Source organism: Occallatibacter gabretensis (assembly GCF_001449115.1).
Lineage (GTDB): Bacteria > Acidobacteriota > Terriglobia > Terriglobales > Acidobacteriaceae > Telmatobacter > Telmatobacter gabretensis.
Genome location: NZ_LAIJ01000009.1, coordinates 1,777,404 through 1,801,049 on the forward strand (window position 1 = coordinate 1,777,404; position 23,646 = coordinate 1,801,049).

Here is a 23,646-nt window from a genome sequence, read left to right on the forward strand (position 1 = left end):
ACCAATCTTGACGTAGCTCTGCTCTAATAGCGGGTTTGGGTTTAGAACCCATGCGAGACCATCTTTCAGAATCGTGTTTCAGGATTGGAGCAGGTTTATATGTCCGGCAGCGGTGAAAACATCTTAAAGACTCCAACATTTGCTTATGGCAGCCCGCAGGCCGCGCCTGTCCGCAAGATTCGCGTGCTTGGCGTTCCGTTAGATATGGGCGCCAGCCGCCGCGGAGTGGATATGGGGCCATCCGCCATGCGTGTGGCGGGTCTTGAGGCACGGCTTGAAGCACTTGGACATCAGGTTACGGATGGCGGCAACATTCGTGTGGAGATTGCTGAGACGCAGGCGCTGGGCAGCAAGAGCGCGCGATATCTGAAGCAGATTGCGGAGACCTGCGAGCGCACGGCGGAAGCTGTGGTGAAGGCACTGGAGGACGGTGTGACTCCGCTTGTGCTGGGAGGAGACCACTCGCTTGCAGCGGGCTCCGTATCAGGCGTTGCGGAGTTCTATCGCAGGCAGAAGCAGAAGATCGGCGTGATCTGGATCGATGCGCACTCAGACATCAACACGCCTGAGTCTTCGCCGTCCGGCAATGTTCACGGCATGCCGCTGGCTGCGCTGCTTGGGTTAGGGCCGGAGCGGTTGGCGAATCTTTTTGGATACAGTCCCAAGATTGCTCCGCAGAATACAGTCCTTATTGGCGTGCGCGACATTGACGCGGCGGAACGGGAAAACCTTCTCCGCGCGGGTGTAACGGAGATTTATACGATGCGCGACATTGACGAGCGCGGCATGCGCGTTGTGATGGAAAAGGCTTTGCGCGCGGCAAGCAAGGGAACGGCGGGGTATCACGTGTCGCTCGACATGGACTGGATTGATCCGGAAGATGCGCCGGGTGTGGGCACGCCGGTGCGCGGCGGCGCTACCTATCGCGAGGCGCACCTTGCGATGGAGATCGTCGCCGACGACGGCAAGATGCTCAGCATGGAAATCGTTGAGGTGAATCCGGTGATTGATGAACATAACCGTACCGCAGACCTCGCGGTGGAACTGGCTTGCTCGGCGTTTGGGAAGAAGATACTGTGAGCAGCTGATCCGAATTCACTGCACGATGGCAATCAGTACCAGAACCATTGCTGTGATTAACGCCAAGATGCGAAAACGGTGCAGGCTATCCCATTTATGATGTTCGCTCCGGGCACTATCGGATGACGAAGAAGCTTCTGTCCGCGCGAGCCGGTTGTTGATGGGCACCAGAAAAAGCAGGGTGAGAATGATCACCAGCACCCATAAGCCGCTGGCAATGGCGAGCAGGAATATATTGTGCTGATGCCAGCGGAAGAATGTCTCGACCAGTAGAAGCAAAAGTCCGAGCGCATACCAAAATGGCATCACGAAGCCAAGCTTCTTTGCGAACAGCCGGATCGTCTGCATTTGAGCGCCGCTCTCAAGCTTCCACAGCACAGGATTGATAAACGCAGAGACGGCAAATTCCACGCCGACCATCAGGCCAATGCAAACGATCGTTGTGACGTCCAGGATCAACATCCGCCTGTTTCCTCTAAAGAGTCAGATGCGGGGACAAAAAGACTGCCGCAAATAAATTTGCCGGCGAAATGTGTGTTTGTCAGGTACATGCTTGTTTGCTGTTGCCTTGTGAGCGACGATTCCCGCTCTAAACTGAAAGCTGCCGCCGGCAATGTGCGGCATAAAGGAAGTTGCTAGAGCGAATGGCGAAGAAACTGCGGGTTGGAGTGGTGTTTGGCGGGCGGAGCGGGGAGCATGAGGTTTCGCTGCTCTCGGCGGCGTCGATTTTGAAGGCGATTGACCGCAAGAAGTTTGACGTGGTGCCGATTGGCATTACCAAAGAGGGCCGCTGGTTGACGGCGGGCGAGGCGGACAATCTGCTCGCGGGGAACGGTGAAACGGCGAAGCAGTTGCGTGCTGGTGATCCTCATGCTACGCCGGGGGCGAAGATGCTGAACCAGGGAGTTCCGACGCTGCTGTCTCCGGAGCCAGCTGCACTGGCTGCAACGGACACGAAGAACCAGTTGCTGGATGTGATTTTCCCTGTGCTGCATGGGACCTTTGGCGAGGATGGCACGATCCAGGGGCTGTTTGAGTTGGCCGGGATAGCGTATGTCGGTTCAGGCGTCCTGGGCTCGTCAGCAGGCATGGACAAGGATGTGATGAAGAAGCTCTTTGCCCAGGCCCGGCTGCCGATTGTGAAGCATGTGACGCTTCTGCGGCATGAGTGGGAGACAGCGCCACGCAAGGCGGTCCAGAAGATCGAGGCAGCGCTGAAGTATCCCGTCTTCGTGAAGCCAGCGAACCTGGGTTCGAGCGTAGGCATCAGCAAGGCGCATGACCGCAAAGAGCTTGGGCCGGCGCTGGACGAGGCGGCGAAGTATGACCGCAAGCTGGTGATTGAGCAGGGCGTAGGCGGCAAGGGCGGCGTGAAGGCGCGCGAACTCGAAGTAGCCGTGCTGGGCAACGATGATCCGAAGGCGAGCGTGGTGGGCGAGATCATTCCCGGCAAGGAGTTTTACGACTACGAGGCGAAGTATCTCTCGGAGGGGTCGGTGCCGGTGATTCCGGCAAAGCTGACCGCGGCGGAGACAAAGCAGATACGCGCGATGGCGGTGGAAGCGTTCCGCGCGTGCGATTTAGCCGGCCTCGCGCGCGTGGACTTTCTGATGGAGCCCGATGGAAAGCGGCGAATTTACCTTAACGAGGTGAATACGCTCCCTGGGTTTACGCAGATCAGTATGTACCCCAAGCTGTGGGAAGCGACAGGCGTGAAGTATCGCGACCTGATTACGCGACTGATTGAGCTGGCGGTGGAGAGGCAGAAGGAGAAGGAGAGGAATTCGTATTCGAGGGAATAAGGACGACCACCCAGCGAGTAAAGATCGCAGGGGACCCCGGATTGACGAAGGATGAGGGAACAGATGACGCGCCGCCGGTGTCTAAACTGGAAGCGGGAATGCTTTTAGTCCCCTAGGCCCGATAGTCCCTTAGTCTCTGCTTTTGATAGGAGCTCTTCATGACCCTGCTCGATGCGCCGAAGTACGATGAGGCGAAGGCGCGGCGGAATCAAACGATTCTCTGGTCCGGCGTGGTGTCGTTTTTTCTGCTGGTGATTGTGTATTGGTTAGTTGCGGCGCGTCCGGTGGATTGGCCCTGGAACTGGCAGAATCATCTCTTTGGGCGATCATCGGCCAATCGCTTTCTTGAAGCTGTCGAGAAGAACGATCTGGAAACCGCGTACGGCGTCTGGACGCACGACAAAAATTGGAAGCAGCATCTGGACAAGCACACGACCTACCCGTTTCCACGCTTTCAGGACGACTGGAGCCAGACGAGCCCGGACAATGAATACGGCGTGATTCAGTCGCACAGAATTGCAGCGGCTCGGATGTATGGGAATCAACTGCTGATGGCGATTCTGATCAATGGACGCAAAAGCAAGGCGCTGAGCCTGGACTGGGACCCGCATGATGGCACACTCAGTTTTGCGCCGCCGGATATAGAGATCAATCCGGAATCGTATAAGTAAAACAGGGACAAGGGACTGAGGGAAAAGGGACAAGGGTTATAAAAAAGCAAAGACTATAAGTATCCCACCCTGGCACAAAATATGCGCCAGGAACGGGAGACTCTGGTTACTTCAGCTCAGACAAAGTCTTTTCCAGGCTTGCGGCATCTTCCACATTGAGCGCTTTCTGATCCGGCGCTATCTGTTTCATCAAGCCGGTGAGGACCTTGCCGGGGCCTGCTTCCACAAATGTATTTGCGCCGGCGGCGACAAGAGCACTGACGCAATCCACCCACCTTACTGCTCCAGTCACCTGCTGAATGAGGGCGTTACGGGCTTCTTCGGCCGTGGTGACGAGCTTGCCTGTCACATTCGAGGCAACAGGGATTGCCGGATTTGAGAGCGCGATGCCACCAAGCACGCGGGCGACTTCTTCCTGTGCGGGCTGCATAAGTACGCAGTGGAAGGGCGCGCTGACAGGGAGCATCACGGCGCGGCGTGCGCCTTTGGCTTTGGCAATCTCGGAGGCTTTTTCGACAGCGGCCTTTGCGCCGGAGATCACGGTCTGCGATGGCGAATTGAGATTGGCGGCGGCGACAGGTTCGCCGGTTTCGGCGGCTGCTTCGACGCAGGCTTCCGCTACCAGAGCGGGATCCAGCATAAGGATAGCTGCCATGGCGCCAACGCCTGCCGGGACGGCCTGCTGCATGGCGCGGCCGCGGGCCTTGACGGCGCGAACAGCATCAGCAAAGGACAACGTGCCGGCGGCAATGTGCGCGGACCATTCTCCGAGTGAGTGCCCGGCGGCGAGAGCGGGCTGAATGCCATGCTGAATCAGGACGCGCCAGGCTGCCACGGAGACAGTAAGTATTGCAGGCTGCGTGTTTTCCGTCAGGCGAAGGTCTTCTTCCGGGCCCTCAAAACAGACTTTGGAAATAGCGAAGCCAAGGGCTTCGTCTGCCTCAGCAAATGTGGCGGCGGCAACCGGAAAGCGGTCTGCCAGTTCGCGGCCCATACCTACGGTTTGTGAGCCCTGTCCGGGGAAGAGAAAAGCTATTTTCGTGTTCATAGCATCTTAATAGATTGTATTTGCTACAACCGGCCCCGGGGCGAACGGGCTTGTTTAGATGTAGAACTCCTAATTCAATTACGAGACACGGGTTATATCCAGAAGGAAGACAAAAAATTGAACGTTAAGTACTTATTTTCCATGAGATTTTCTTTCGGCGTGGGCCGTTTATTGCAGACTGCTCTTTGCGCGACTCCCCTTGTGGCGGCATCCGGAGTTTCGGGTCAGCTTCCGGATGCTCCTGCGCCTGTTCGGCAACAGGAAATGGTGGAGCGGACGCATGGAGGGGGTGGTGGCGACACAGATCACAAGCCGCTCTTCAGTGTCATACCGGATCTTGGCACGGCGTCCATCGATGATCAGTTGCCGCCACAGACGGCCTCAGAAAAGTTCATGGTTCCCACGCGGAACACGCTGAGCGTATTGGCCATAGTAAAGCCGGCAGTTGCCGGAGGCTTCAAAGAGGTAACAAACAGGGATCCGCAGCTTGGGCATACTGCCGATGACTTTGGCCGGTACTACTGGCGCACGGCGGTGGATGAGGTATCGGAGAATTACCTGGTGGAGGGCGTGTTTCCGGTACTGATGCATCAGGACTCGCGGTATTACGCAATGCGAGAGGGAAAGTTCTGGCATCGCACAGGATATGCGCTGAGCCGCGCCTTTGTAATACGGAGTGATTCGGGCAGGGAAGTCTTCAATAGCTCTGAGATGATGGGTGCGGCATCGGCGGCGGGGCTGGCGAATCTGTACTATCCGAGCCAGCAGACCGGACCTGGTGTTACGGCCGAGCGATTTGGTCTGAATATCGGCTTTGATGCGCTGACGTATGCGGCCAAGGAGTTCTGGCCGGATGTGAACCGGAAGCTATTCAAGGGAAAGCTGCAACTGGCGAGATAGAGACTTGGGAACCTTCAGCAACACTCAGGGCAGAGACAAGTGCGGCCGGATATGAGCCGCGGAGATCACAGCTACTCTGGCCGGCTCGCGCTAGACTGATTCAGCGTTGCTATCGGCAATCTGAATTGCGCCATGCAAAATGAGCTGGCTCGCCATATCGCTTTCGTTTTACGCTGTTCGGCTGCGGCTACCGGCTCATATATGCTGGCGCAGGCAGTGGGCCTGCCGCATCCTGTATGGGCGGCAATGTCTGGCGTGATCGTCAGCCAGGAAAATCTCACTCAGACGCATAACGCGACTGTGGGCCGGCTCTCTGGGACTGTGATTGGAATAGTGATCGCGGTTGCGGTGGGTCGTCTTCTTGTTCCGCTTCATGCCGGAGTGGCCGTGCAGATGGCGGTTGCCGTTGCGCTGGCGGCTGTGGTGGCGCGCCGCTATCCACTTGTAAGAGTGTGCATGTGGACCTGCCCGATCGTGTTTCTTTCGGACCAGGCGATGCCGCTGCTGATGGTGGGTTTTTATCGGGGTGCGGAGGTGCTGCTGGGCGGGCTGATCGGCGCGGCGCTGCACTGGATTTCGGAGAGAATCATCGCTATCATGGCGCCCGCACCGCTGATAGCGCCGGAGAAGCCGCCTGTGGCTATGAACCTGGAAGATTGAGGCGCACAGGGCGCGGGCCGGCTCAGTTCCAACGCCCCCGGTTGTTGTGCTCATCATCGTCATCGTCTATCTGACGGCCGCGGCTGTCCAGGCGAACGGTGCGGCCCTGCTTCTTCATGTAGACCTCAAACTTGCGTCCGGCGCGGCGGCGCTTCCAGCGGTAATAGTTGTTGCGCAGGGCGTACCAGCGCTCGCTGAAGGAAAAACCGATGCCGCGCTTTGAGCTTTGCAAGCCGGCGCGAGCGGGAGCAAGACGAATGTAAAGCAGCGCGGCCAGCGCTCCGCCAATCTGGGCGAAGGCGATGAGCCTGTTCTGGCCGAAGAGCGTGGCGAAGGTGATGAGCGCGTAAATGGCGGCCAGGTACTTGGCTTTGATGCCGATCACGAAGAACATGAGGAACTGAACGTCGCCGAAGAGAACGCCGATGGCGATGAGCATTCCGAAAACTGCGCCCATGCAGCCGGCGAGCGGCGCTTCAGGTAGATCGAATCCGAACCTGCCCGCTGCGAACTCCAGAAGAATGGCGGCGGCGGCGGTGCCAAGAACGCTCCAAATGTAGAGGCCGGTGACAAAGCGCGAACCACGATGGCTCTCAAGAAAGCTGGCGAGAAACCAAAGCGAAAGCAGCTCCAGGAGCGTATTGAGCAGCGCTGGGTGAACGAGACTGTAGGTGAATGGCTGCCAGAACCTGCCACTGAGAAAATCTGTCGGGGTAAGCGCCAGATGCAGGACGATTGCATTCCCGTAGTGCGCCAGATTCAGGATGAGCAGCGCGAAGAAGGCGGCAAGATTGATGAGGACGAGGCGACGCGTAGCTCCGCTGAAGTCGGGAAAGGCGAGAGGTAGTTGGCCCATGCGAGGCATCGTTTGCAGGTTCCAGTTTACAGGCCCGGGGGGCGGATGACAGCGGCTGAGGCAATCCTCCGCTGTCATCCGTAATGAATTGTCCCGCTATGGAACAACTACCAGGCTGCGGTGGCCGGCGGCATCGACGGCGCGGACGCCGAAGATGACGTTGTCCTTGGAGACGGGGACAGTGATCGTAATGGGGCCTGGCTCGATGGTGGCTGGTACAGGCACTCGCTGCGCATATTGCCAGTAGAAAGAAGTGGTTTCGCGCCAAAGCAACTCGTAGTAGTCCACGGTACCGGGTGAAGGATCCCACTTGAGCGTGGTGCCGTTTTCGAGCTTCTGAGTATCCAAAGTGATTTTGGCCGGCGCGCCGGGGGATGAGGCCAGCGTGGCGAGCGTAGCGGCGTTGAGGCGCGCAACTCGCGCCACATAATTGGTGTCTACGAACTGCAGCAGGTCGCCTTTGATGGGCGTATCGCTGAGCACAACATTCTGGTGCTGATGGTTGTAGTCTTCGCGCCATTCAGTAAAGCGAACAGCGGCAAAGCCCTGCTGATTGAAGGAAGAGTGATCACCGCCGCGAAGATAGCGATCCGGGCGCGCGACGAGGAAAGGAGCAAAAGCATCTGTACCGGAGGCCGGCAAGTAAGCCCGGGCGATATCCGCAATAGCGCGGGCAAGCTGCCGGCTGGGCGAGTCACTCTCCCCGCCAATGGCGCGGATGCGGCGAGCCTGCTCCGGCGTAGCTGCCACGGGAACTCCTTCAGAGAAGACGCGGACGCGATCCTTCATCTGGAGCGTGTCGCCGGGTGTAGTGTTGCCGCCCACGATGTCGTTGTTGAGGACGGCGTCAAGTTTTCCATTTTCGCCCTGCCAGCCCTCGTCTTTCATGAGCTTGGCCAGATGCGCGGAGCCGAAAAGGCCCTGTTCTTCGCCGGGAACGGTGAGAAAGATGATGGTGCCAGGAAAGCGGAGCTTGGAGAGCGCACGGGCGGACTCGATGGAGACAGATGAGCCGGAGGCATCGTCATTTGCGCCTGGCGCGTCGCCGGAAGTGTCACCCCAGTTCTTGAAGGAATTAGAGTTCATGGAGTCGTAATGACCTGTCACCAGGACGATGTGTTTGGCGAGTACAGGATCTGTTCCACGAAGAATGGCGTAGATATTGGTCAGCTGCGTCGGCTTGACGATGCGGCTGCGAGGGCCGGAGTCCGGCTCCTGGATGAAGATGTCGCGCTTGACCTCAAGACAGTTGCCGCACGCGGTGGAAATACGCGTGAACTCGTCGAAGATCCAGTCAGCGGCGGCCTGCACACCCTTGCCGGCGGGCAGAGTAGAGTCATTGACGGAGGCGGTGTTACGCGTGCCGAAACCAACTAGAGTTTCAATCGTCTGATGAATTCGAGCAGCGTCAATGGAAGAGATGGCGCGGGCGATGGCCGGATCGGCCACGGGCGCGGGAACAGGCGCGGCGTTGAGCGTATAGTCGGGCTGCTGGGCAATGGTGTTTGGAGCGGATGCGAAAGCTGTAACGAGCGCGGAGGCAAGAAGAAGGAGCGAGGGTTTCATGAACAGGTCTCCGGATGGCATGATAGGGAGAGCAAATGCACAGATTTTGACGTCCGAGCCTCTTGACCTGACGGGGTGGTCCGTCTAAAACTAGCCAAGCGTACCAAGCTATCTCCGGCATCTTGGAAGAGGCCGAAAGTCCAATAGCATGGAGATAACTTCAAAAGCAGTATCGCCATCGTACAGGACGGCGAAGAAATTTTCATTGGGAAGGATGAGGAGGCTGCCATGACCAGCTGCCCTGAGTGTGATAACGAACTGGACCTTGAACTCGACGAGATCGCGGAGGGCGATGTGGTTGCCTGCGATGAGTGCGGTTCGGAGTTTGAAATAGTAGCCGTGGAACCGCTGGAGCTTGCACCCGTGGGCGACGAGCTTGACGAGGACGAGGACGAGTACTCCGACGAAGAGGAAGAGGAAGACGAAGAATGAGGAGTGGAGTACGACTTGCGGTACGAGGGCTTTGCTTCGGCATGCTCCTTGGCTTGGTTGCGCTGGCGCCTGATACAGGACTGAGCGGGCGAGGCCTGACCGCATACGCGCAGACGAACTATGGCCAGCGCGTGGTGAATGGCGTGGTGCTGAGCGCGGATGGTGTCGTGCTGACCAGCGCCACGGTATTTCTGCAGAATACGAAAAACAAGTCGATCCGCAGTTATACAACCGCGGCCGATGGGCATTTCCGCTTTGCGCAGGTGAATATGTCAGAGGATTTCGATCTATGGGCGGAAAAGGACAGCAAGAAAAGCCCTTCCAAGACGATCAGCTCATGGGATTCCCGCAAGGACGTGTCAGTGGAGCTGCGAATCAAGTAGCGCCACCCGATAGTGAAGACAAGGCAATTTTTGTTCAGTCATACTGGCGGGCCGGAACGATTGTTCCGGCCTGTTCACTTTTTGTGCAGAGGTTTGCCGCGCGCATTTGAGCGCACTCGAATTTTTCCCTTAACAACTTTCAACGGCATGCGATACAGTGCTTGCCATGCCGATCCAGCAAGAACGGAAACGCTCTCTTTGGGCCGCCTTATGCCTTGTTCTCTCCACTGCGCTCCCCGCGCTAACACAGCAAAGCCAGCAACCGCCGCCGCTGGCGGATGCCGGTCCGGTTCTCCATATCAGCACGCGTGAAGCGGTGCTGGATGTGATCGTGCGCGCCAAGGACCGCACTGCCGTTGCGGATCTGGCGGAGAGCGACTTCCAGACATTTGACGTTCCCAAGCACGGAGACAAGACTCCGCGCCGCATTTTGTCCGTGCGCGTGATTGATCCGAACAAGGATGCAAGCCGCTCAGGCGCCAATGAAAATGGCTTCCATGTCAGCTCTGGAGCTGTGTGTGCGCTGCAGGCCACCACGCATTACCAGATTGCGATCCAGGCCGCGCCAGAGCCGGGATATCACTAGGTGCCGGTAAAGACCATGCGGCCCGGCGTGACCCTTTCCTATCGGCGGCGGTACTACGTGGGGTTGGCGCCGGATCAGGCCAAGCCAGCCGATCGCAAGGCCGCTACCGAGGATGTTGCGCTGGGCGAAGCCGCATGCTGGCCTCAACCTTTCCGGCCACGCTTGCGGTTTCCGCTCATGCTCTGGCAGCGCCGGGCGGCAAGGCCACGCGGTACATCGTGGTTGTAAAACCGGAGTCGCTTGCAGACATTGGCCTTGATGACACCAACCGGCATGTGCAGCTCGATTTCGGCTTGTGTACTTTTGACTCCAGGGGCGGCCTGCTGCAGTATCTGCATTCGGCCTCAGACCGACAATTGACGGCTGAAGACGCGCAGCGCGCCCAGACGCGCGGCCTGCCGAACCTGCTGGAGGTTCCGGGCGATCAGCCGCCGGCCATGGCGCGGCTGGTGGTGCGCGATCGCACAACGGGAAGCATGGGCATTGTGGATGTATCGCGTCCCGTCTCACTGGACAACGCTGCAAAGGAACTGATGGCTCCCAACGGCAACGCCCGCGTGTTTGGCGTGATTACGCCGCATGAGAATGCCTTCTGCGGCGATGTGTATGAGCTATCGACCGGCATATCCATGCTGCCTGATTTCTGGAATATCGAGCCGGTCGGGTCCATCTACACTGACAAGCTGGAGGTGTGGGATCAGGATATCTACGGAACGGAAGGCATTCCCGGAGCTACACACTCCAATCTGTACTTCGGCGTGGATTATTTCGGCGAGTTCTATGTGAGCAAGCCGGGCGAATATGCCTTTGATCTGCAGGCCGACGACGGGGCCAAGCTCGAGATCGACAATCAGCAATTGATCGACGACGATGGCCTTCACCCAGTGCAGGCCAAGTCAGCGCATGTGAATCTGGCGGTGGGCAAGCATACGATTCATGTGCCGTATTTTCAGGGAACGCCGACGCGGCTGGCTCTGGTGCTACAGGTGAAGCCGCCGGGCGGCTCTATGCACGTGTTTAATATGCAGGAGTTTGCGCCGCCAAAAGCGACGCCGTAAGAACATGACTAAAGTCCTGTGCCGCTGTGTCGATAACGGACATGGAGGGACTTTATGGCTGGTATTTCATTGACCTCAACAACTGCGTCCACTGTGAATGAGCTGATGTCGAACGCTGCATTTTCAACAACCGTGAACGGCAAAACCTACAGCGGGCAGGTGACCTACTCCGATGGCGAATATGTGGCCAGCGCCTCCGGAGTGAGCGGCGCGGAGGCCACGGGTTCCAGCGCCCAGGACGCGGAGAACAATCTTTCGGTACGAATCGATCAAGTTGTCTAGGCTCTTCTAACCTGGCATAAAAGCCCGCGCACTGGAGTTCCAGTGCGCGGGCTTTTGCATCCTTGGTTTTGCTTCAGGCGTCGAGTTTCTTTGTGACCAACTCGTTGAGCAGCGCCGGATTTGCTTGTCCTTTTGAGGCCTTCATTACCTGGCCGACGAAGAATCCCGCAACCGTTTTTTTGCCGCCCTTGTACTGCTCCACCTGCTTCGGATTCGCGGCGATGACCTCGTCGATGAGCTTTTCAATCGCAGCCGTGTCGGTAATCTGCTGCGGCTTCTCGCGCTCGTAAACAACGGGGAAGTCTTCGCGGGTTTCAAAGCTGGTATCGAGAAGCTGTTTGAGCTGTTTGGAGCTGATCTTGCCCTCATCCAAAAGATCGGCGGCAAGCACGATGCCGGTCATGGAGACGGGCGACTGCTCCTGTTCGAGACCCAGCGCCTTCAGGCGCCCGCCCACTTCGCTCAGCAGCACGTTGACCACGCGGCGCGGATTCTTCGCTGTCTTTGCCGCAGCCTCAAAGCGATCGGCAAATTCGCGCGAAGCCGTCAGCGTACGCGCATCCTGTTCGCTCAGGTCATACTCTGAGATCATGCGCGCGCGGCGCGCCTCCGGCAGCTCCGGAAGATCTCTTTCGCGCGCAAGGATCCAGTCCGGCGTAATCGTCAGCGGCGGCAGGTCCGGCTCTGGAAAGTAGCGGTAGTCATGCGCCTGTTCCTTGGAACGCATGGAGTAGGTGCGGCCTTCGCCTGCGTTCCACAGGCGTGTCTCCTGCACCACGCGGCCGCCGGATTCGATGAGCTCAATCTGGCGCTCGATCTCGTACTCCAGCGCAGCGCGAATATAGCGGAAGCTGTTAACGTTCTTCACTTCGGCCTTGGTGCCGAACTTCGGCGCGCCCTTCAGGCGGACGCTCACGTTGGCGTCGCAGCGCAGTGAGCCTTCTTCCATGTTGCAGTCGGAAACGCCGGTATAGAGCAGAATCTCTTTGAGGCGTGTGAGGTACTCGAAGGCCTCATCCGGCGTACGGATATCCGGCTCGGAGACGATCTCGATCAATGGGGTCCCGCAGCGGTTCAGGTCGAGATACGTGCGCGAATTCGAGTCGGCAAAACCATCGTGGATGCTCTTGCCCGCGTCCTCTTCCATGTGCAGGCGCGTGATGCCGATGCGCTTCATGCTGCCGTCTACCGTGGGTACGTCGATATAGCCGTGCTCGGCCAGCGGCTTGTCGAACTGCGAGATCTGATAGCCCTTGGGCAGGTCGGGGTAGAAGTAGTTTTTGCGCGCAAAGATGGAGCGCTCATTCACGGTGCAGTGAATGGCGAGCGCAGCCTGCGTAGCAAACTCTACGGCCTTCTCGTTGAGCACCGGCAGCGCGCCAGGCAGCCCCAGGCAGACCGGGCAGATGTTGGTGTTAGGCTCCGCGCCGAACTTGTTGGCGCAACTGCAAAACGCCTTAGTGTTGGTGAGTAGCTGCACATGGACTTCAAGCCCGATCACGGGCTCATATTTGGCGAGGATTTCAGGAGAGATGCCTGCGGCGAGCATAAGTTAATTTTAGCGCCTGGGCCGACTATTCCGGATGGGAGCGGATGTATTGATTTAACTGCTTCTCGCTCCAGTGCTGGCGAATCTCTCCAGTTGCAGCGTCCACTACATAACCTTCGGTATGGCCCATTTCCTTGCCGCAGTCGGAGGTGTCGTAAACGGAAAACACTAGAACCAACTGACGGGAATCAGGCAACCAGCGGTAGGCTTGCACATTATCTCCGCGTGTTTCGCACCAGTGGCGTGCTTTGAACGCTTCGAACGCCTTAGAGACAGCGGGAAGTTCTGTGACAGTATCGCCGTCAATTCGGAAAGCGCGAACGCAAAAGCCGCCGATTGCTCCTCCATCGCTCCAGGTCACTGCGAAGTGCCGGCTATCGTCCGCCCAGACAACGCTTACACTAGCGGACAATTCCTTGAGAGGAGTTCGTAGTAGTTCTTTGTCGGCGCGACGAAGGACGAAAAGAGCATCAATCTTATCGCTGGTTGCATCGACGGTGTAACTGAGATTTCCTCGCGTAAATGTATGCTCGGCACCCAATGGAAGCCATGTGCAGGTGTGATGCGCACACTGTGCATATCCCGCATCGCTGAAGACTGCAGGTGCGGGAAGTTGAGCGCGGACAGGCAATGCGCCTGATAGCAGAAATACGGCTGCGTGAATGGGCATTGCCCGTGTGTTCATGATGAAGTCAGCTTACTGCTTCGTATCGATCGGATGCTGTGTCTTCTCGAAGAACTCATTCTGCAGCTTCAGGCTATCGGTGTCAGCCTTAATCGCCTTGAGTGCTTCGGCAATCTGCTGCGACCAGAATTTCTGGCCGGCCTCGCCATATTCCTTCGTAGCTGCAGAGCCTTCGCCGGCGTAGTGGTCAGGAAATTTGGCGTACCACCAAATGCCTGTGTACACCGTGTTCGGCAGACCCTTGAGGCGGTTCTGGTCGGCGCCGGACTCCTGCTCGGCGCGGTCCATGTGGACGAGATCGGGCCGCGCGGCAAGCATCGCGGCGGTCTCGGTTTCGCCGGCATGCATGTCGCTCCTGGGGTCGGACTTGTGCTTGGGTCCGCCGGGCGCGTTGCGGCTGGGGATGCCGAAGAGGTAGACAACATAGTCGCGCGGCGTGGCCAGTTGCGCCTGCGCAAACAGCGGCAGAAGGTACTCATTGCCGCCGTGGCCGTTGACGATCAGTACCTTCTTGCAGCCGTTACGCGCCATCTCCTTCACGGTTTCCTGCAGCAGGATAAGCTGCGTGGAAAGGCTGTAGGCCACGGTTCCGGGCTCCTGCTGCGCCTCAAAGATCTGGCCGAAGTAATACTCCGGAAAGACGACGGCATACTCCTGCTTGACCGCGTTCAGCGCGGCAAAGCGCACGTCGAGCAAGTCAGTGCCGAGCGGCAGATGCGGGCCATGCTTTTCAAGAATTCCGAACGGCAGCACGCATGTTCCCTGCGATTGATGAATTGCCGTGACGAAATCGGGCGCAGTCAGCTCTTCCCACTTGGGTGAGAGGGTTTGCGCGTACACAGCGGATGCAGCAGCGAGCAGAGACACAATAAGCGCAAGTCTGCGAAGCATAAGCGAATTCTCCTGTACTTATTCTGAAGGCGTGGGATCTTGCGCAGTAAAGGCCGAGCAGCAGGGCTTCTCGGTGGCGTGCCAATTCATCAGCTCCAGCCGAATGCCGTCCGGATCGTAGAGATTGAACTGACCCTTACCGTCTTTGCCAATCTGCGTATGCGCGTCGGTGCGGACATCCACAAGCCGGCCACCGCTCTTGAGCGTAGCGTAGCCTGTGTCCACGGAATCCTGCCCGATGGAAAGATGATCGAGCACACCGAGCGAGCGCTGCGTAATGTTGGCCGGGATGCCATTGCCGGGACCGCTGCTCAGCATGTATTCCAGCCAGTCGTGCGCATCCGGCACCTGCTGGCTGACCCAGTCAATTTTTTCCGGATTCATGCCGCCGAACCAGTAAGGCTTGAAACCGAGAATCTCGCGGTAGAACGTATCTTCTTTAGCGCGGTCATGAACTGCAAAGCCAAGGTGAATGATGTGGTGGCCGATGGCATTTGGCGCGTCTACCTTCGCCTTCGGGTTCGGCTGCACAAATTCGACCCTGTTGCCTTCGGGATCGAGCACGGCGAACCAGCGGCTGCCGTCGGAGCCTTTGCTCACGGCTGCGGGCACCTTCCAGCCTTTGGCGGCGAGATACTTCCGCATGCCTTCGGCAGATTCGGTGTTGTATGCGGTGTGGTCCAGGCGATTCACGCCCGCATCGGCGGGCAGCGGCAGCACCTCAACGTACTGCGTGTCGGAGAGCGCGTACTTCACGCCCTGCGGATTCTCCGGATCAGGCATTTTTACCGCGCCAATGATGAAGGTGTAGTAGCGTTCCGTGGCTTTCGGGTCCGACGTGTAAACAGCCAGATGGGAGATGCCGGTGATTTTGGGGCGCGCAGGTTGAGCGACGAGCATGGCTGCGGAGCAGGACATTAAAACGGCGACAAAGATTTTGGAGCGCATGGATACCTCGATTTTCTGGACCGCACCACGATAAATCGATTTCTATGAACGGCGCAACGTGAAGCGAACTCAAAATTACGATCGGATTTGCCAAGTTGAAGCCTTACAATTCGCACATGCCCTTGAAAGCCTTTGCCTCCTTTGCTGTTATTGGATTGTTTTCTGGCCTATATGTGCAGGCACAGAGCCCGCTTCCCACCACATCTGCCGCTGACCGCGCCGAGGCGCGCGAAATCTTCAAGCAGCTGATCGAGATCAACACCACGGACACGCCGAAGGGAAGCGTGACCGCCGGGACCACGGCGATGGAGAAGCGCTTTCTGGATGCGGGCTTTGCGCGCGAAGACGTAAAGCTGCTTGGCCCGGCGCCGCACAAGATGAACCTGGTGGTTCGCTATCGCGCCGCAGGCACGCCGGATGCAAAGCCGGTGCTGTTTCTGTGCCACATGGACGTGGTGGAGGCTCTGCCCTCGGACTGGCACACCAATCCCTTCGAGTTTGTGGAGAAAGACGGCTACGTGTACGGCCGCGGCACGCAGGACATGAAAGACAGCGACGCCGCACTGGTGGCCACTTTTTTGCGGCTGCATCGCGAGGGTTACAAACCCAAGCGCGACCTGATTCTGGCGCTGACGGCGGACGAAGAAGGCGGCGAGTACAACGGCGCGCAGTGGCTGGTGCAGCAGCATCGCGATCTGGTGGGTGCGGCCTATGTCATCAATCCGGATTCGGGCGGTGTGGAACTGGAGCACGGCAAGGCGGTGGTAGCCGCCGTGGAAGCAACGGAAAAGGTCTATGCCGACTACCAGATCACGGCGACGAATCGCGGCGGACACAGCAGCCTGCCGCGGCCTGACAACGCAATCTACGAGCTGACGACGGCTCTGAACACGCTTTCCGGCTACAGCTTTCCCTTTGAGTTGAATGAGGTGACGCGCACCTATTTTGCGAGTCTCGAAAAGCAGGAGCCCGAGCAGACCGCGGCAGACATTCACGCCATTCTTGCCACGCCGCCGGACCTGTCTGCTGCGGCGCGGCTGAGCGCGGACCCGAGCATGAATTCGAATTTCCGCACCACCTGCGTGGCCACGCGCCTCTCAGCCGGACACGCCAACAACGCGCTGCCGCAGACGGCGCAGGCCAACGTAAACTGCCGCATCTTTCCGGGCCACTCGCCGGAGGAGATTCGTCAGCAGCTGATTACGCTCTTTGGCGACGAGAAGCTGACGGTGAAATATGTGACGGATTCCGGCCATGTGCTGGAAAAAGCCTCGGACAGAAAGGCAATGGACCCGCCTAAGCCGATTGCAGAGGTCTTCGAGCCGTTGACGCGGCTCACACAGGCCATCTGGCCGGGCGTGCCGATCACGCCGATCATGGAAAACGGCGCGAGCGATTCGATTTACTTCGCCTGGGCGGGTATTCCCTGCTATGGCTACTCGGCGGTCGCACTGGAGCGCGGCGACGAGCGGGCCCACGGACAAGACGAACGCCTGCCAATGGATTCATACTGGAAGTCGCTGGACTTCTTCTATGCGTTTGCAAAGGAAGTGGGCGGGAAGTAAGTTTTGTCTTGGAAATCGGGATATAGCAAAAAATGACGGGCAAGCTGGAACTGATTGTAGGCACCATGCGCAGCAACAAGACGGCGGAACTGCTGCGCCGCGTGGAGATTCGGCGGCAATACGCCAAGCAGCACGTCATGGTGCTCAAGCCCGGCTCTGACACCAAGTCTGCGGCAGGCGTGGTGGAGAGCCGGAACACAAACGGCTGCTCGCGGATGGAGGCAGCGGAGTTTCCCTCGTCGAATCCGTGGTGCCTGCTGGAGACAATTGCGGAAACGGAAAGCAAAATTGGCCAGAAGGTGGATTGCATTGCCATCGACGAAGGCCAGTTTGTGCAGGAGCTGTTTCTCTTCACCAAGCGGCTGCTGGAGCAGGGTTACGACGTGATGGTTTCGGGTCTGGAGTTGGATTTCCGCGGCCTGCCCTTCGGCGAAATGCTGTCGCTCTCCTGGCTGGTGCGCAATTCTGCGGGCAACATCACGGAAATGGTGGCATATTGCCACTGCGGTGCGCGAGCGCTTTACCCGCAGCGGCTGATTGACGGCAAGCCTGCGCCGTATGACAGCCAGGTGATCCTGGCCGGCGATGGCTACGAGCCGCGCTGCGAGGAGCATTTCGTGCTGCCCGGCAGGCCACATTAAGTCGAAAAAGGGCCAACCTGCGGAGAGCCTCTATTTCGATTGTCAGTTCAGTATGGGGCTGTGGTAGGCTTCTGCCCGTCAATCCTGACGAGTCCAGATTGTAGCCAGTTTCTTTGGCGCGCCAGTAAAGGAGAGAGCCTTGGGTTACAAAGACGACTTCTACGTTGCCGCAAACATTATCGGGTACTCCGGGAATATAAATTGGTACCCGACCGTGTATTTTCAAACACCGGTTCTATTTGGCCATATCACGCAGTCGCACGGCTATAGTCAGAATGTAGGGCGGCAAGCGGTGGAAAGCGCGGTAGGTTACACCATTGGCAACCAAAATGTTGGCGGTCAGATGAAGCTTGTGGAAAGCATGAATGGTCGCGTTTTCCATGAAAGCAGGAGCACCCTTACCGCCGTAAATCCGGGTATACTGCCTACTCTGCAGCAAGCGATACAGAATTATCCGGATGAAAAACTAATTTCGGAATTCAGCGAAGAAGTACAGGACACAATTGGCGATTCCGAAAGTGTCAAAGAGAATGCCTTCAAGATGATCATCGACAAGAAATTCGCGCTGAAAAAGACGGGCGTGTAGAAAAGCCTGGCCGAAACCGCGAAGGTCCGGAACAGCGCAGGCGTTTGCAAAGCCCGCTGATAAACTAGCAGAGCATGATTCTCCCCTTCGTCCGCGAAATCTTCGCGGATTTGGAGCACTCGTCCGCATTTGAGCGCGTGCAGAGGCATTTGAGCCTCAGCGCGGGGCGTCGTCGTGTCTCCGGACTTACTGGCACAGCGCGCGCGCTTTACATTCCGCTCATGGCAAAGGCCGCGCGGCAGCCGGTAATCGTCATCGTGCCGGACAACAAAGCTGCCGAGACGTTGGAACCGCTGCTAAAGGCTGGCTGCGAGCTCACGGGAGCCGTCGATCCCAAGCGCGTAGTACGGCTGCCGGCGCACGATGTGCTGCCGTTTGAAAATCTCTCGCCACATCCCGATGTGCAGGAGCAGCGCGCCTCCGCGCTGTGGAAGCTCGCCACCGGAGCTGTCTCCATCCTGATTGTGCCAGTGGAGGCTGCAGCGCTCCGCCTCTTTGACCGCGACTACTACGCAAGCCTTGCCGTGACGCTGCGGCGCGGCGAAGAAATCGATATCGAAGTGCTCACGGCGCACCTGGGTAGCGTGGGTTACACGCAGATGGATCTCGTCGAGATGCCGGGCCAGTTCACGCGGCGCGGCGGCATTCTTGATGTGTACTCGCCGGAGGCGGACAGGCCGATTCGTCTCGAGTTCTTCGGCGATGAAATTGAGACCATCCGCAAATTCGACCCCGAAACGCAGCGCTCGCAATCCGGCCTGGATGAGGCGCTGCTGCTGCCGCTGACAGAGACGCCTGTGACGGAGCGGCTACTGGCCGGCGTGCACGCGCGGCTGAATAAGCAGCGCATCAGCGTTGATGGCCCCGCTGGTTCGGATCAGGATGAGGCAAGCGAAGAGTTCGCCATTGAGGCTGCAACGGCGGGTGGCGTAAGCATCTTTCCGGGTTGGGAATTCTTTGCGCCAGTCTCCGGGGCGGAGAACCATATACTCAAGCTCGCGCCAAAATGCACGCTCTTCGTCGATGAGCCCGGCATGGTGCGCAACCAGATTGACCGCTGGTGGGAGAAGGTCGAACAGCGGCATGAGCGCAGCGGCATCGGCAATCTCATTCGCCCGGAAGACATTTACGTGCGCCCCGAAATTCTGCAGGGATTGTTGCAGGCACACTTCGGTCTGGACCTCGACCAGCTTGGAGCAGTGGACATTCTCGATGAAGACACCACGCTCGGCGAGATTGAGCTGAACACGCGGCCTACGCTGCGTTTTCATGGCTCCATTCCCGCACTCGTGGAGCAGCTTCGCAAGCTGATGGAAGTGCCCACGCGCGTCGTCATCGCCACAGCGCATCAGGGTGACGTGGAGCGCATGGCCACCGTACTGCGCGAATACCAGGTCCCGTATCGGCTTGGCAGCCGTATGGTGCATGCAGGTAGCGACATGGTGCTGGAAGAAGCGAGCTATCTTGCCGACGATCTGCGCGTGCCGGTCATCGTGCGCTCGCCGATTGCCGCTGGCGTAAGCTTCGTCGATGCAAACCTGGTCCTCTTTGGCGCAAACGATCTAAATGACGATGCCGATGTCACAGCGCGGCTGGAGCCGAAGAAATCAAAGACCGCGGCATTTGTCTCGGACTTCCGCGATCTCGCCATGGGCGATTACGTCGTCCATGTGGAGCATGGCATCGCGCAATACCAGGGTCTCAGGGAGATTGTGCAGGACGGCCTGTCCATCGAGTTCATGATTCTGGAATTTGCCGAAGGCGCAAAGCTGTATGTGCCACTGACGCGACTCGATCTCATCCAGAAGTATCGTTCGACGGACGCAGGCCCCGCGCCGATATTGAACAAGCTGGGCTCGCAGCAGTGGGCCAAAACCAAGGCTCGCGTGCGCAAGGCCATGCAGGACATGGCCGACGAATTGCTGAAGCTTTACGCCGAGCGGCATGATGCCAAAGGCACAGCATTCTCGCCGGACAATGAGTTTCAGCGCGAATTTGAAGACGCCTTCGACTACACCGAAACCGACGATCAGCTCACGGCCGTACAGGCCATCAAGCAGGACATGGAATCCACCACGCCCATGGATCGCCTGCTCTGCGGCGACGTAGGCTATGGCAAGACGGAAGTGGCCATGCGCGCAGCCTTCAAGGCCGTGCAGGATGGCAAGCAGGTGGCAGTCCTCACGCCGACAACGGTACTGAGCTTCCAGCATTTTGAGACATTCAAGAAGCGCTTCTCGATGTTCCCCATCAAGATCGAAATGATTTCGCGCTTCCGCACCGCGAAGGAACAGAAGCTGATTGTGGAGCAGGTGGAGACAGGCAAGGTGGACGTGCTGATCGGCACGCACCGGCTACTCTCAAAGGACATTAAGTTTCAGGATCTCGGCCTGCTCATCGTGGATGAAGAGCAGCGCTTCGGCGTGCGCCACAAGGAGCGGCTGAAGCAGCTCAAGAAAGAGATTGATGTGCTGGCCATGAGTGCCACACCCATTCCGCGTACGCTTCACATGTCATTGGTGGGCCTCCGTGACATGAGCGTCATCGAAACGCCGCCGAAAGATCGCATGGCGATTCAGACCGTCGTTGCAAAGTTTGATGAGAAGCTGGTGCGTTCGGCAGTTGAGCTGGAACTGGAGCGCGGCGGACAGATTTACTTTGTGCACAATCGTGTGGAGACCATCTATGAGATTGCAGCGCGAATTCAGGAGCTCGTTCCCGCAGCACGCGTTACGGTTGGCCACGGGCAGATGGGTGAAACCGAGCTCGAAAGGGTGATGCTCGCCTTCATGCATCACGAGTACGATGTGCTGGTGGCCACCACGATCATCGAAAACGGCTTGGATATTCCGCTCGCAAATACGATCCTCATCAACCGCGCGGACCGGCATGGATTGAGCGAGCTCTATCAGTTGCGTGGACGCGTGGGCCGTTCCAACCGCCGCGCCTATGCGTATCTCCTCATTCCGAACGAGAAAGAGCTGACTGAAATTGCGCGTCGCAGGCTGGCTGCCCTCAAGGAATTCAGCGATCTCGGCGCGGGATTCAAGATTGCAGCGCTGGACCTGGAACTTCGCGGTGCGGGCAACATGCTGGGCGGCGAACAGAGCGGCCACATTGAGGCCGTAGGCTTTGAGCTGTACACGTCAATGCTTGAGCAGGCTGTAAAGGAAATGAAGGGCGAGGGCGTTGAAGAGAAGCCAACGACGCAGCTCAATCTCGGCATTGCACTCCGCATCGACGAGAGCTATGTAGAAGAAGAAAATCAGCGGCTGCGGCTCTATAAGAAAATCGCAGGAGCCGAAAGCGAGGCTGCCATTACAGAGCTTCGCGCGGAGATGGAAGATCGCTATGGTCCGCTGCCTGACCCAGCCGTGTACCTGCTTGAAGCAGCGTCACTGCGCCTTGAGTGCGAGCGCATCGGCGTCGCGCAGGTTGACCGCAAGCGCGCTGAGTTACAGATTCGCTTTACGCAGGAGGCTGCGACTGACAACGCCGCAATCGACCCCCAGCGACTGATGCGCCTGGTAGCGCGGAACGCGAAGCGCGGCGCGCAGTTTACTCCGCAGGGCCTGTTGAAGTTTCCGCTTAAGGCCAGCAGGCCAGATGAGGTTCTGTTGGAAATTCGAGATTTGCTAAGCCAGCTGGAGCGCGAGCCTGTTCGGGCATGATAGGAAAATTGAGGAAAGTATGAAATCAACGATCAAGCAGTTTGCAATAGCAGCATGTATGGCCTCGGCGATTGCAACATCGGCTGCTGCAGAGACTGCGCAGCAGCAGTTTCAACGCGCGTCAGATGATTATCTGGACAAGGTCTACTTCCCCTATCAGCCCACGGGTGGAACGCTGTCGGGTTATCACCAGTACGATACGCAGCTCGAGGACTTTTCTCCGAAGACCATCGCTGCCGAGGTAGCGGCCCTCAAGAGCTTTGAAGCGCGCATCGCTGCCATTCCCGCTGCAGGATTAGATCAGGTCTCACGCGGCGACCGCGAGTTGGTGCTGGGCACAATCCGTTCGGAGCTGCTTACGCTTGAAACGATTCGCCCATTGGAGAAAAATCCAGACACATACTCCAGCTCCATCTCCGGTTCCATCTTCTCTTTGATGGAGCGCAAATTTGCTTCGCCCGATGAGCGGCTTCGTTCCGTCATCGCGCGCGAGAAGCTTGCGCTGGGCAGGCTTGATGAGGCACACACAAATCTCAAGAATCCGCCGCGAATCTACACGGAAATTGCGATTGAGCAATTGCCCGGAATTGTGAGCTTCTTTCAGGACGATGTACCGCAGGCCTTTGCCGATGCAAAAGACGCTGCGCTGAAAGCGGAGTTCGCAAAGTCGAACGGCGCAGTGATTGCAGCGCTCAATAGTTATCAGAACTGGCTCAAGACGGATGTGCTTCCGCATTCACAGGGCGACTTCCGCATCGGTGCAGATACATTCCAAAAGAAGCTGGCCTACGACGAGATGGTCGACATTCCGCTCGATAAGCTGCTGGAAATCGGTTGGGCGGATCTAAAGAAGAACCAGCAGCACTTCAACACGCTGGCCAAGGAGCTGGAACCAAACAAAGATCCGCGCGAAGTGCTGGAGGAGCTTGGCTCCAATCACCCCGTACCAGGTAAGCTGCTCGACGCATTCCGCGCAACGTTTGACAGCCTGATCGGCTTCATTCGCACGAATCACATCGTCACGATTCCATCTGACATTCGCCCCATCGTCGAAGAGACGCCGCCCTTCATGCGCGCCACCACCTTTGCCAGCATGGACACGCCGGGCCCATTCGAAGCGCATGCAACCGAAGCGTACTTCAACGTGACGCTGCCTGATCCCGGCATGACGCCGACGCAAGTTGAAAGCTTCATGCATGCCTTCAACATAGGCACAGTGATTTCTACGGCGGTGCACGAAGCGTACCCTGGGCACTACATTCAGTTCCTCTGGGTGCCGCAAGCGCCAAGCCGCGTTCGCAAGCTACTGGGCGCCAGTTCCAACGCGGAAGGATGGGCGCACTATTGCGAGCAGATGATGCTCGACCAAGGCTACGGCCAACCCGGCACAGGAGCGAAGGATGAGCGTGAAGCAAAGTTCCTTCGCCTGGGCCAGCTACAGGATGCACTGCTCAGGAATGCGCGCTTCATAGTAGGCATTCAGATGCACACAGGCAAGATGAGCTTCGACGAGGCTGTTGAGTTCTTCCAGAAGGAAGGCTATCAGTCGAAGGAGTCAGCGCTGGTTGAAACCAAGCGCGGCACCTGTGACGCAACCTATCTTTACTACACGCTCGGCAAGCTGGAGATTCTGAAGCTGCGCGAGGATATGAAGAAGAAGCAGGGCTCAGCGTTTTCGCTCGAAGAATTTCACAACAATTTCCTTCGTCAGGGATTTCCGCCCATCAAGATTGTGCGTGAAGCAATGCTGGGCGATGGATCGCCAGTGCTATGAAACGCAGGCGGC

General features: G+C 58.0%; 23 protein-coding genes. 15 read left to right on the plus strand and 8 right to left on the minus strand.

Annotation, left to right across the window (positions count from 1 at the left end; all coding sequences use genetic code 11):
- Nucleotides 1-99 precede the first annotated feature (99 nt).
- Nucleotides 100-1,080: an arginase gene (gene rocF / locus VO84_RS13730; RefSeq protein ID WP_082661972.1), complete on the plus strand. Its 981-nt coding sequence runs from the start codon at nt 100-102 to the stop codon at nt 1,078-1,080.
- A 15-nt stretch (nt 1,081-1,095) separates the two neighbouring features.
- Here the strand turns inward: rocF and VO84_RS13735 are convergent, their stop codons facing one another.
- The gene (locus VO84_RS13735) at nt 1,096-1,542 is read right to left on the minus strand and encodes a DUF1772 domain-containing protein (protein WP_058188162.1); all 447 of its coding nucleotides are present in this window, start codon (nt 1,540-1,542) and stop codon (nt 1,096-1,098) included.
- A gap of 182 nt (nt 1,543-1,724) precedes the next feature.
- Between VO84_RS13735 and VO84_RS13740 the strand changes: the two genes are divergently transcribed.
- Nucleotides 1,725-2,882 (plus strand): D-alanine--D-alanine ligase family protein, encoded by a 1,158-nt coding sequence (locus VO84_RS13740; RefSeq protein WP_058188163.1) that lies wholly within the window; start codon nt 1,725-1,727, stop codon nt 2,880-2,882.
- 158 nt (nt 2,883-3,040) lie between these two features.
- Complete coding sequence (locus VO84_RS13745) at nt 3,041-3,553, plus strand: hypothetical protein (protein WP_058188164.1); 513 nt, start codon at nt 3,041-3,043, stop codon at nt 3,551-3,553.
- Nucleotides 3,554-3,659: 106 nt separating this feature from the next.
- Here the strand turns inward: VO84_RS13745 and fabD are convergent, their stop codons facing one another.
- Entirely contained in the window at nt 3,660-4,601 is a 942-nt protein-coding gene (fabD, locus tag VO84_RS13750; protein ID WP_058188165.1) for an ACP S-malonyltransferase, read from the minus strand.
- Between the two features lie 141 nt (nt 4,602-4,742).
- Between fabD and VO84_RS13755 the strand changes: the two genes are divergently transcribed.
- Both VO84_RS13755 and VO84_RS13760 read left to right on the plus strand, forming a co-directional pair.
- Nucleotides 4,743-5,501, plus strand: coding sequence for a hypothetical protein (locus VO84_RS13755; RefSeq protein ID WP_058188166.1), 759 nt, complete (start codon nt 4,743-4,745; stop codon nt 5,499-5,501).
- A gap of 132 nt (nt 5,502-5,633) precedes the next feature.
- The gene (locus VO84_RS13760) at nt 5,634-6,161 is read left to right on the plus strand and encodes an FUSC family protein (protein ID WP_058188167.1); all 528 of its coding nucleotides are present in this window, start codon (nt 5,634-5,636) and stop codon (nt 6,159-6,161) included.
- A 22-nt stretch (nt 6,162-6,183) separates the two neighbouring features.
- Here the strand turns inward: VO84_RS13760 and VO84_RS13765 are convergent, their stop codons facing one another.
- Nucleotides 6,184-7,026: a rhomboid family intramembrane serine protease gene (locus VO84_RS13765; RefSeq protein WP_058188168.1), complete on the minus strand. Its 843-nt coding sequence runs from the start codon at nt 7,024-7,026 to the stop codon at nt 6,184-6,186.
- Nucleotides 7,027-7,113: 87 nt separating this feature from the next.
- Nucleotides 7,114-8,583: a M20/M25/M40 family metallo-hydrolase gene (locus tag VO84_RS13770; RefSeq protein WP_058188169.1), complete on the minus strand. Its 1,470-nt coding sequence runs from the start codon at nt 8,581-8,583 to the stop codon at nt 7,114-7,116.
- Between the two features lie 228 nt (nt 8,584-8,811).
- Here VO84_RS13770 and VO84_RS13775 point away from each other — a divergent pair, with 228 nt between their 5' ends.
- From VO84_RS13775 to VO84_RS13795, 5 genes are all read left to right on the plus strand, one after another.
- Nucleotides 8,812-9,015, plus strand: a complete 204-nt coding sequence (locus VO84_RS13775; RefSeq protein ID WP_058188170.1) for a hypothetical protein — start codon at nt 8,812-8,814, stop codon at nt 9,013-9,015.
- Complete coding sequence (locus VO84_RS13780; protein ID WP_157439884.1) at nt 9,012-9,398, plus strand: carboxypeptidase-like regulatory domain-containing protein; 387 nt, start codon at nt 9,012-9,014, stop codon at nt 9,396-9,398. The genes VO84_RS13775 and VO84_RS13780 overlap by 4 nt, the downstream gene beginning before the upstream one ends.
- Nucleotides 9,399-9,564: 166 nt before the next feature.
- Nucleotides 9,565-9,984, plus strand: a complete 420-nt coding sequence (locus tag VO84_RS13785) for a hypothetical protein (RefSeq protein ID WP_058188172.1) — start codon at nt 9,565-9,567, stop codon at nt 9,982-9,984.
- A 134-nt stretch (nt 9,985-10,118) separates the two neighbouring features.
- Nucleotides 10,119-11,042 (plus strand): PA14 domain-containing protein, encoded by a 924-nt coding sequence (locus tag VO84_RS13790; protein ID WP_058188173.1) that lies wholly within the window; start codon nt 10,119-10,121, stop codon nt 11,040-11,042.
- A 54-nt stretch (nt 11,043-11,096) separates the two neighbouring features.
- Entirely contained in the window at nt 11,097-11,324 is a 228-nt protein-coding gene (locus VO84_RS13795) for a hypothetical protein (protein WP_058188174.1), read from the plus strand.
- Nucleotides 11,325-11,397: 73 nt separating this feature from the next.
- Here the strand turns inward: VO84_RS13795 and gatB are convergent, their stop codons facing one another.
- Genes gatB through VO84_RS13815 form a run of 4 tightly spaced genes read right to left on the minus strand, consistent with a single transcriptional unit; the run spans nt 11,398 to nt 15,397 of the window.
- Nucleotides 11,398-12,873 carry an Asp-tRNA(Asn)/Glu-tRNA(Gln) amidotransferase subunit GatB gene (gene gatB / locus VO84_RS13800; RefSeq protein ID WP_058188175.1) on the minus strand — a complete coding sequence of 492 codons (1,476 nt, stop codon included), beginning with the start codon at nt 12,871-12,873 and terminating at the stop codon, nt 11,398-11,400.
- A 25-nt stretch (nt 12,874-12,898) separates the two neighbouring features.
- Nucleotides 12,899-13,558, minus strand: coding sequence for a hypothetical protein (locus VO84_RS13805; protein WP_157439885.1), 660 nt, complete (start codon nt 13,556-13,558; stop codon nt 12,899-12,901).
- Nucleotides 13,559-13,570: 12 nt separating this feature from the next.
- A complete protein-coding gene (locus VO84_RS13810; RefSeq protein ID WP_058188177.1) occupies nt 13,571-14,449 on the minus strand; it encodes a creatininase family protein in 879 nt (292 codons plus the stop codon).
- A gap of 18 nt (nt 14,450-14,467) precedes the next feature.
- Complete coding sequence (locus VO84_RS13815; RefSeq protein WP_058188178.1) at nt 14,468-15,397, minus strand: VOC family protein; 930 nt, start codon at nt 15,395-15,397, stop codon at nt 14,468-14,470.
- 116 nt (nt 15,398-15,513) lie between these two features.
- Between VO84_RS13815 and VO84_RS13820 the strand changes: the two genes are divergently transcribed.
- The 5 genes from VO84_RS13820 (at nt 15,514) to VO84_RS13840 (ending at nt 23,634) form a co-directional block, all read left to right on the plus strand.
- Nucleotides 15,514-16,962: a M20/M25/M40 family metallo-hydrolase gene (locus VO84_RS13820; RefSeq protein WP_157439886.1), complete on the plus strand. Its 1,449-nt coding sequence runs from the start codon at nt 15,514-15,516 to the stop codon at nt 16,960-16,962.
- Between the two features lie 32 nt (nt 16,963-16,994).
- Complete coding sequence (locus tag VO84_RS13825; RefSeq protein WP_058188179.1) at nt 16,995-17,603, plus strand: thymidine kinase; 609 nt, start codon at nt 16,995-16,997, stop codon at nt 17,601-17,603.
- A gap of 139 nt (nt 17,604-17,742) precedes the next feature.
- Nucleotides 17,743-18,189 carry a hypothetical protein gene (locus VO84_RS13830; protein WP_058188180.1) on the plus strand — a complete coding sequence of 149 codons (447 nt, stop codon included), beginning with the start codon at nt 17,743-17,745 and terminating at the stop codon, nt 18,187-18,189.
- 74 nt (nt 18,190-18,263) lie between these two features.
- Nucleotides 18,264-21,860, plus strand: a complete 3,597-nt coding sequence (gene mfd / locus VO84_RS13835; RefSeq protein ID WP_058188181.1) for a transcription-repair coupling factor — start codon at nt 18,264-18,266, stop codon at nt 21,858-21,860.
- 19 nt (nt 21,861-21,879) lie between these two features.
- Nucleotides 21,880-23,634 (plus strand): DUF885 domain-containing protein, encoded by a 1,755-nt coding sequence (locus VO84_RS13840; protein WP_058188182.1) that lies wholly within the window; start codon nt 21,880-21,882, stop codon nt 23,632-23,634.
- The last annotated feature ends 12 nt before the right edge of the window (nt 23,635-23,646 follow it).

Coding starts and splice junctions, on each gene's coding strand:
- gatB (WP_058188175.1), bottom strand. CDS start 12,873: ATGCTCGCCGCAGGCATCTCTCCTGAAATCCTCGCCAAATATGAGCCC.
- fabD (WP_058188165.1), bottom strand. CDS start 4,601: ATGAACACGAAAATAGCTTTTCTCTTCCCCGGACAGGGCTCACAAACC.
- VO84_RS13795 (WP_058188174.1), top strand. CDS start 11,097: ATGGCTGGTATTTCATTGACCTCAACAACTGCGTCCACTGTGAATGAG.
- VO84_RS13745 (WP_058188164.1), top strand. CDS start 3,041: ATGACCCTGCTCGATGCGCCGAAGTACGATGAGGCGAAGGCGCGGCGG.
- VO84_RS13740 (WP_058188163.1), top strand. CDS start 1,725: ATGGCGAAGAAACTGCGGGTTGGAGTGGTGTTTGGCGGGCGGAGCGGG.
- VO84_RS13760 (WP_058188167.1), top strand. CDS start 5,634: ATGCAAAATGAGCTGGCTCGCCATATCGCTTTCGTTTTACGCTGTTCG.
- VO84_RS13815 (WP_058188178.1), bottom strand. CDS start 15,397: ATGCGCTCCAAAATCTTTGTCGCCGTTTTAATGTCCTGCTCCGCAGCC.
- VO84_RS13775 (WP_058188170.1), top strand. CDS start 8,812: ATGACCAGCTGCCCTGAGTGTGATAACGAACTGGACCTTGAACTCGAC.
- mfd (WP_058188181.1), top strand. CDS start 18,264: ATGATTCTCCCCTTCGTCCGCGAAATCTTCGCGGATTTGGAGCACTCG.
- VO84_RS13770 (WP_058188169.1), bottom strand. CDS start 8,583: ATGAAACCCTCGCTCCTTCTTCTTGCCTCCGCGCTCGTTACAGCTTTC.
- VO84_RS13840 (WP_058188182.1), top strand. CDS start 21,880: ATGAAATCAACGATCAAGCAGTTTGCAATAGCAGCATGTATGGCCTCG.
- VO84_RS13765 (WP_058188168.1), bottom strand. CDS start 7,026: ATGCCTCGCATGGGCCAACTACCTCTCGCCTTTCCCGACTTCAGCGGA.
- VO84_RS13805 (WP_157439885.1), bottom strand. CDS start 13,558: ATGAACACACGGGCAATGCCCATTCACGCAGCCGTATTTCTGCTATCA.
- VO84_RS13790 (WP_058188173.1), top strand. CDS start 10,119: ATGCTGGCCTCAACCTTTCCGGCCACGCTTGCGGTTTCCGCTCATGCT.
- VO84_RS13735 (WP_058188162.1), bottom strand. CDS start 1,542: ATGTTGATCCTGGACGTCACAACGATCGTTTGCATTGGCCTGATGGTC.
- VO84_RS13825 (WP_058188179.1), top strand. CDS start 16,995: ATGACGGGCAAGCTGGAACTGATTGTAGGCACCATGCGCAGCAACAAG.
- VO84_RS13755 (WP_058188166.1), top strand. CDS start 4,743: ATGAGATTTTCTTTCGGCGTGGGCCGTTTATTGCAGACTGCTCTTTGC.
- VO84_RS13820 (WP_157439886.1), top strand. CDS start 15,514: ATGCCCTTGAAAGCCTTTGCCTCCTTTGCTGTTATTGGATTGTTTTCT.
- rocF (WP_082661972.1), top strand. CDS start 100: ATGTCCGGCAGCGGTGAAAACATCTTAAAGACTCCAACATTTGCTTAT.
- VO84_RS13810 (WP_058188177.1), bottom strand. CDS start 14,449: ATGCTTCGCAGACTTGCGCTTATTGTGTCTCTGCTCGCTGCTGCATCC.
- VO84_RS13785 (WP_058188172.1), top strand. CDS start 9,565: ATGCCGATCCAGCAAGAACGGAAACGCTCTCTTTGGGCCGCCTTATGC.
- VO84_RS13780 (WP_157439884.1), top strand. CDS start 9,012: ATGAGGAGTGGAGTACGACTTGCGGTACGAGGGCTTTGCTTCGGCATG.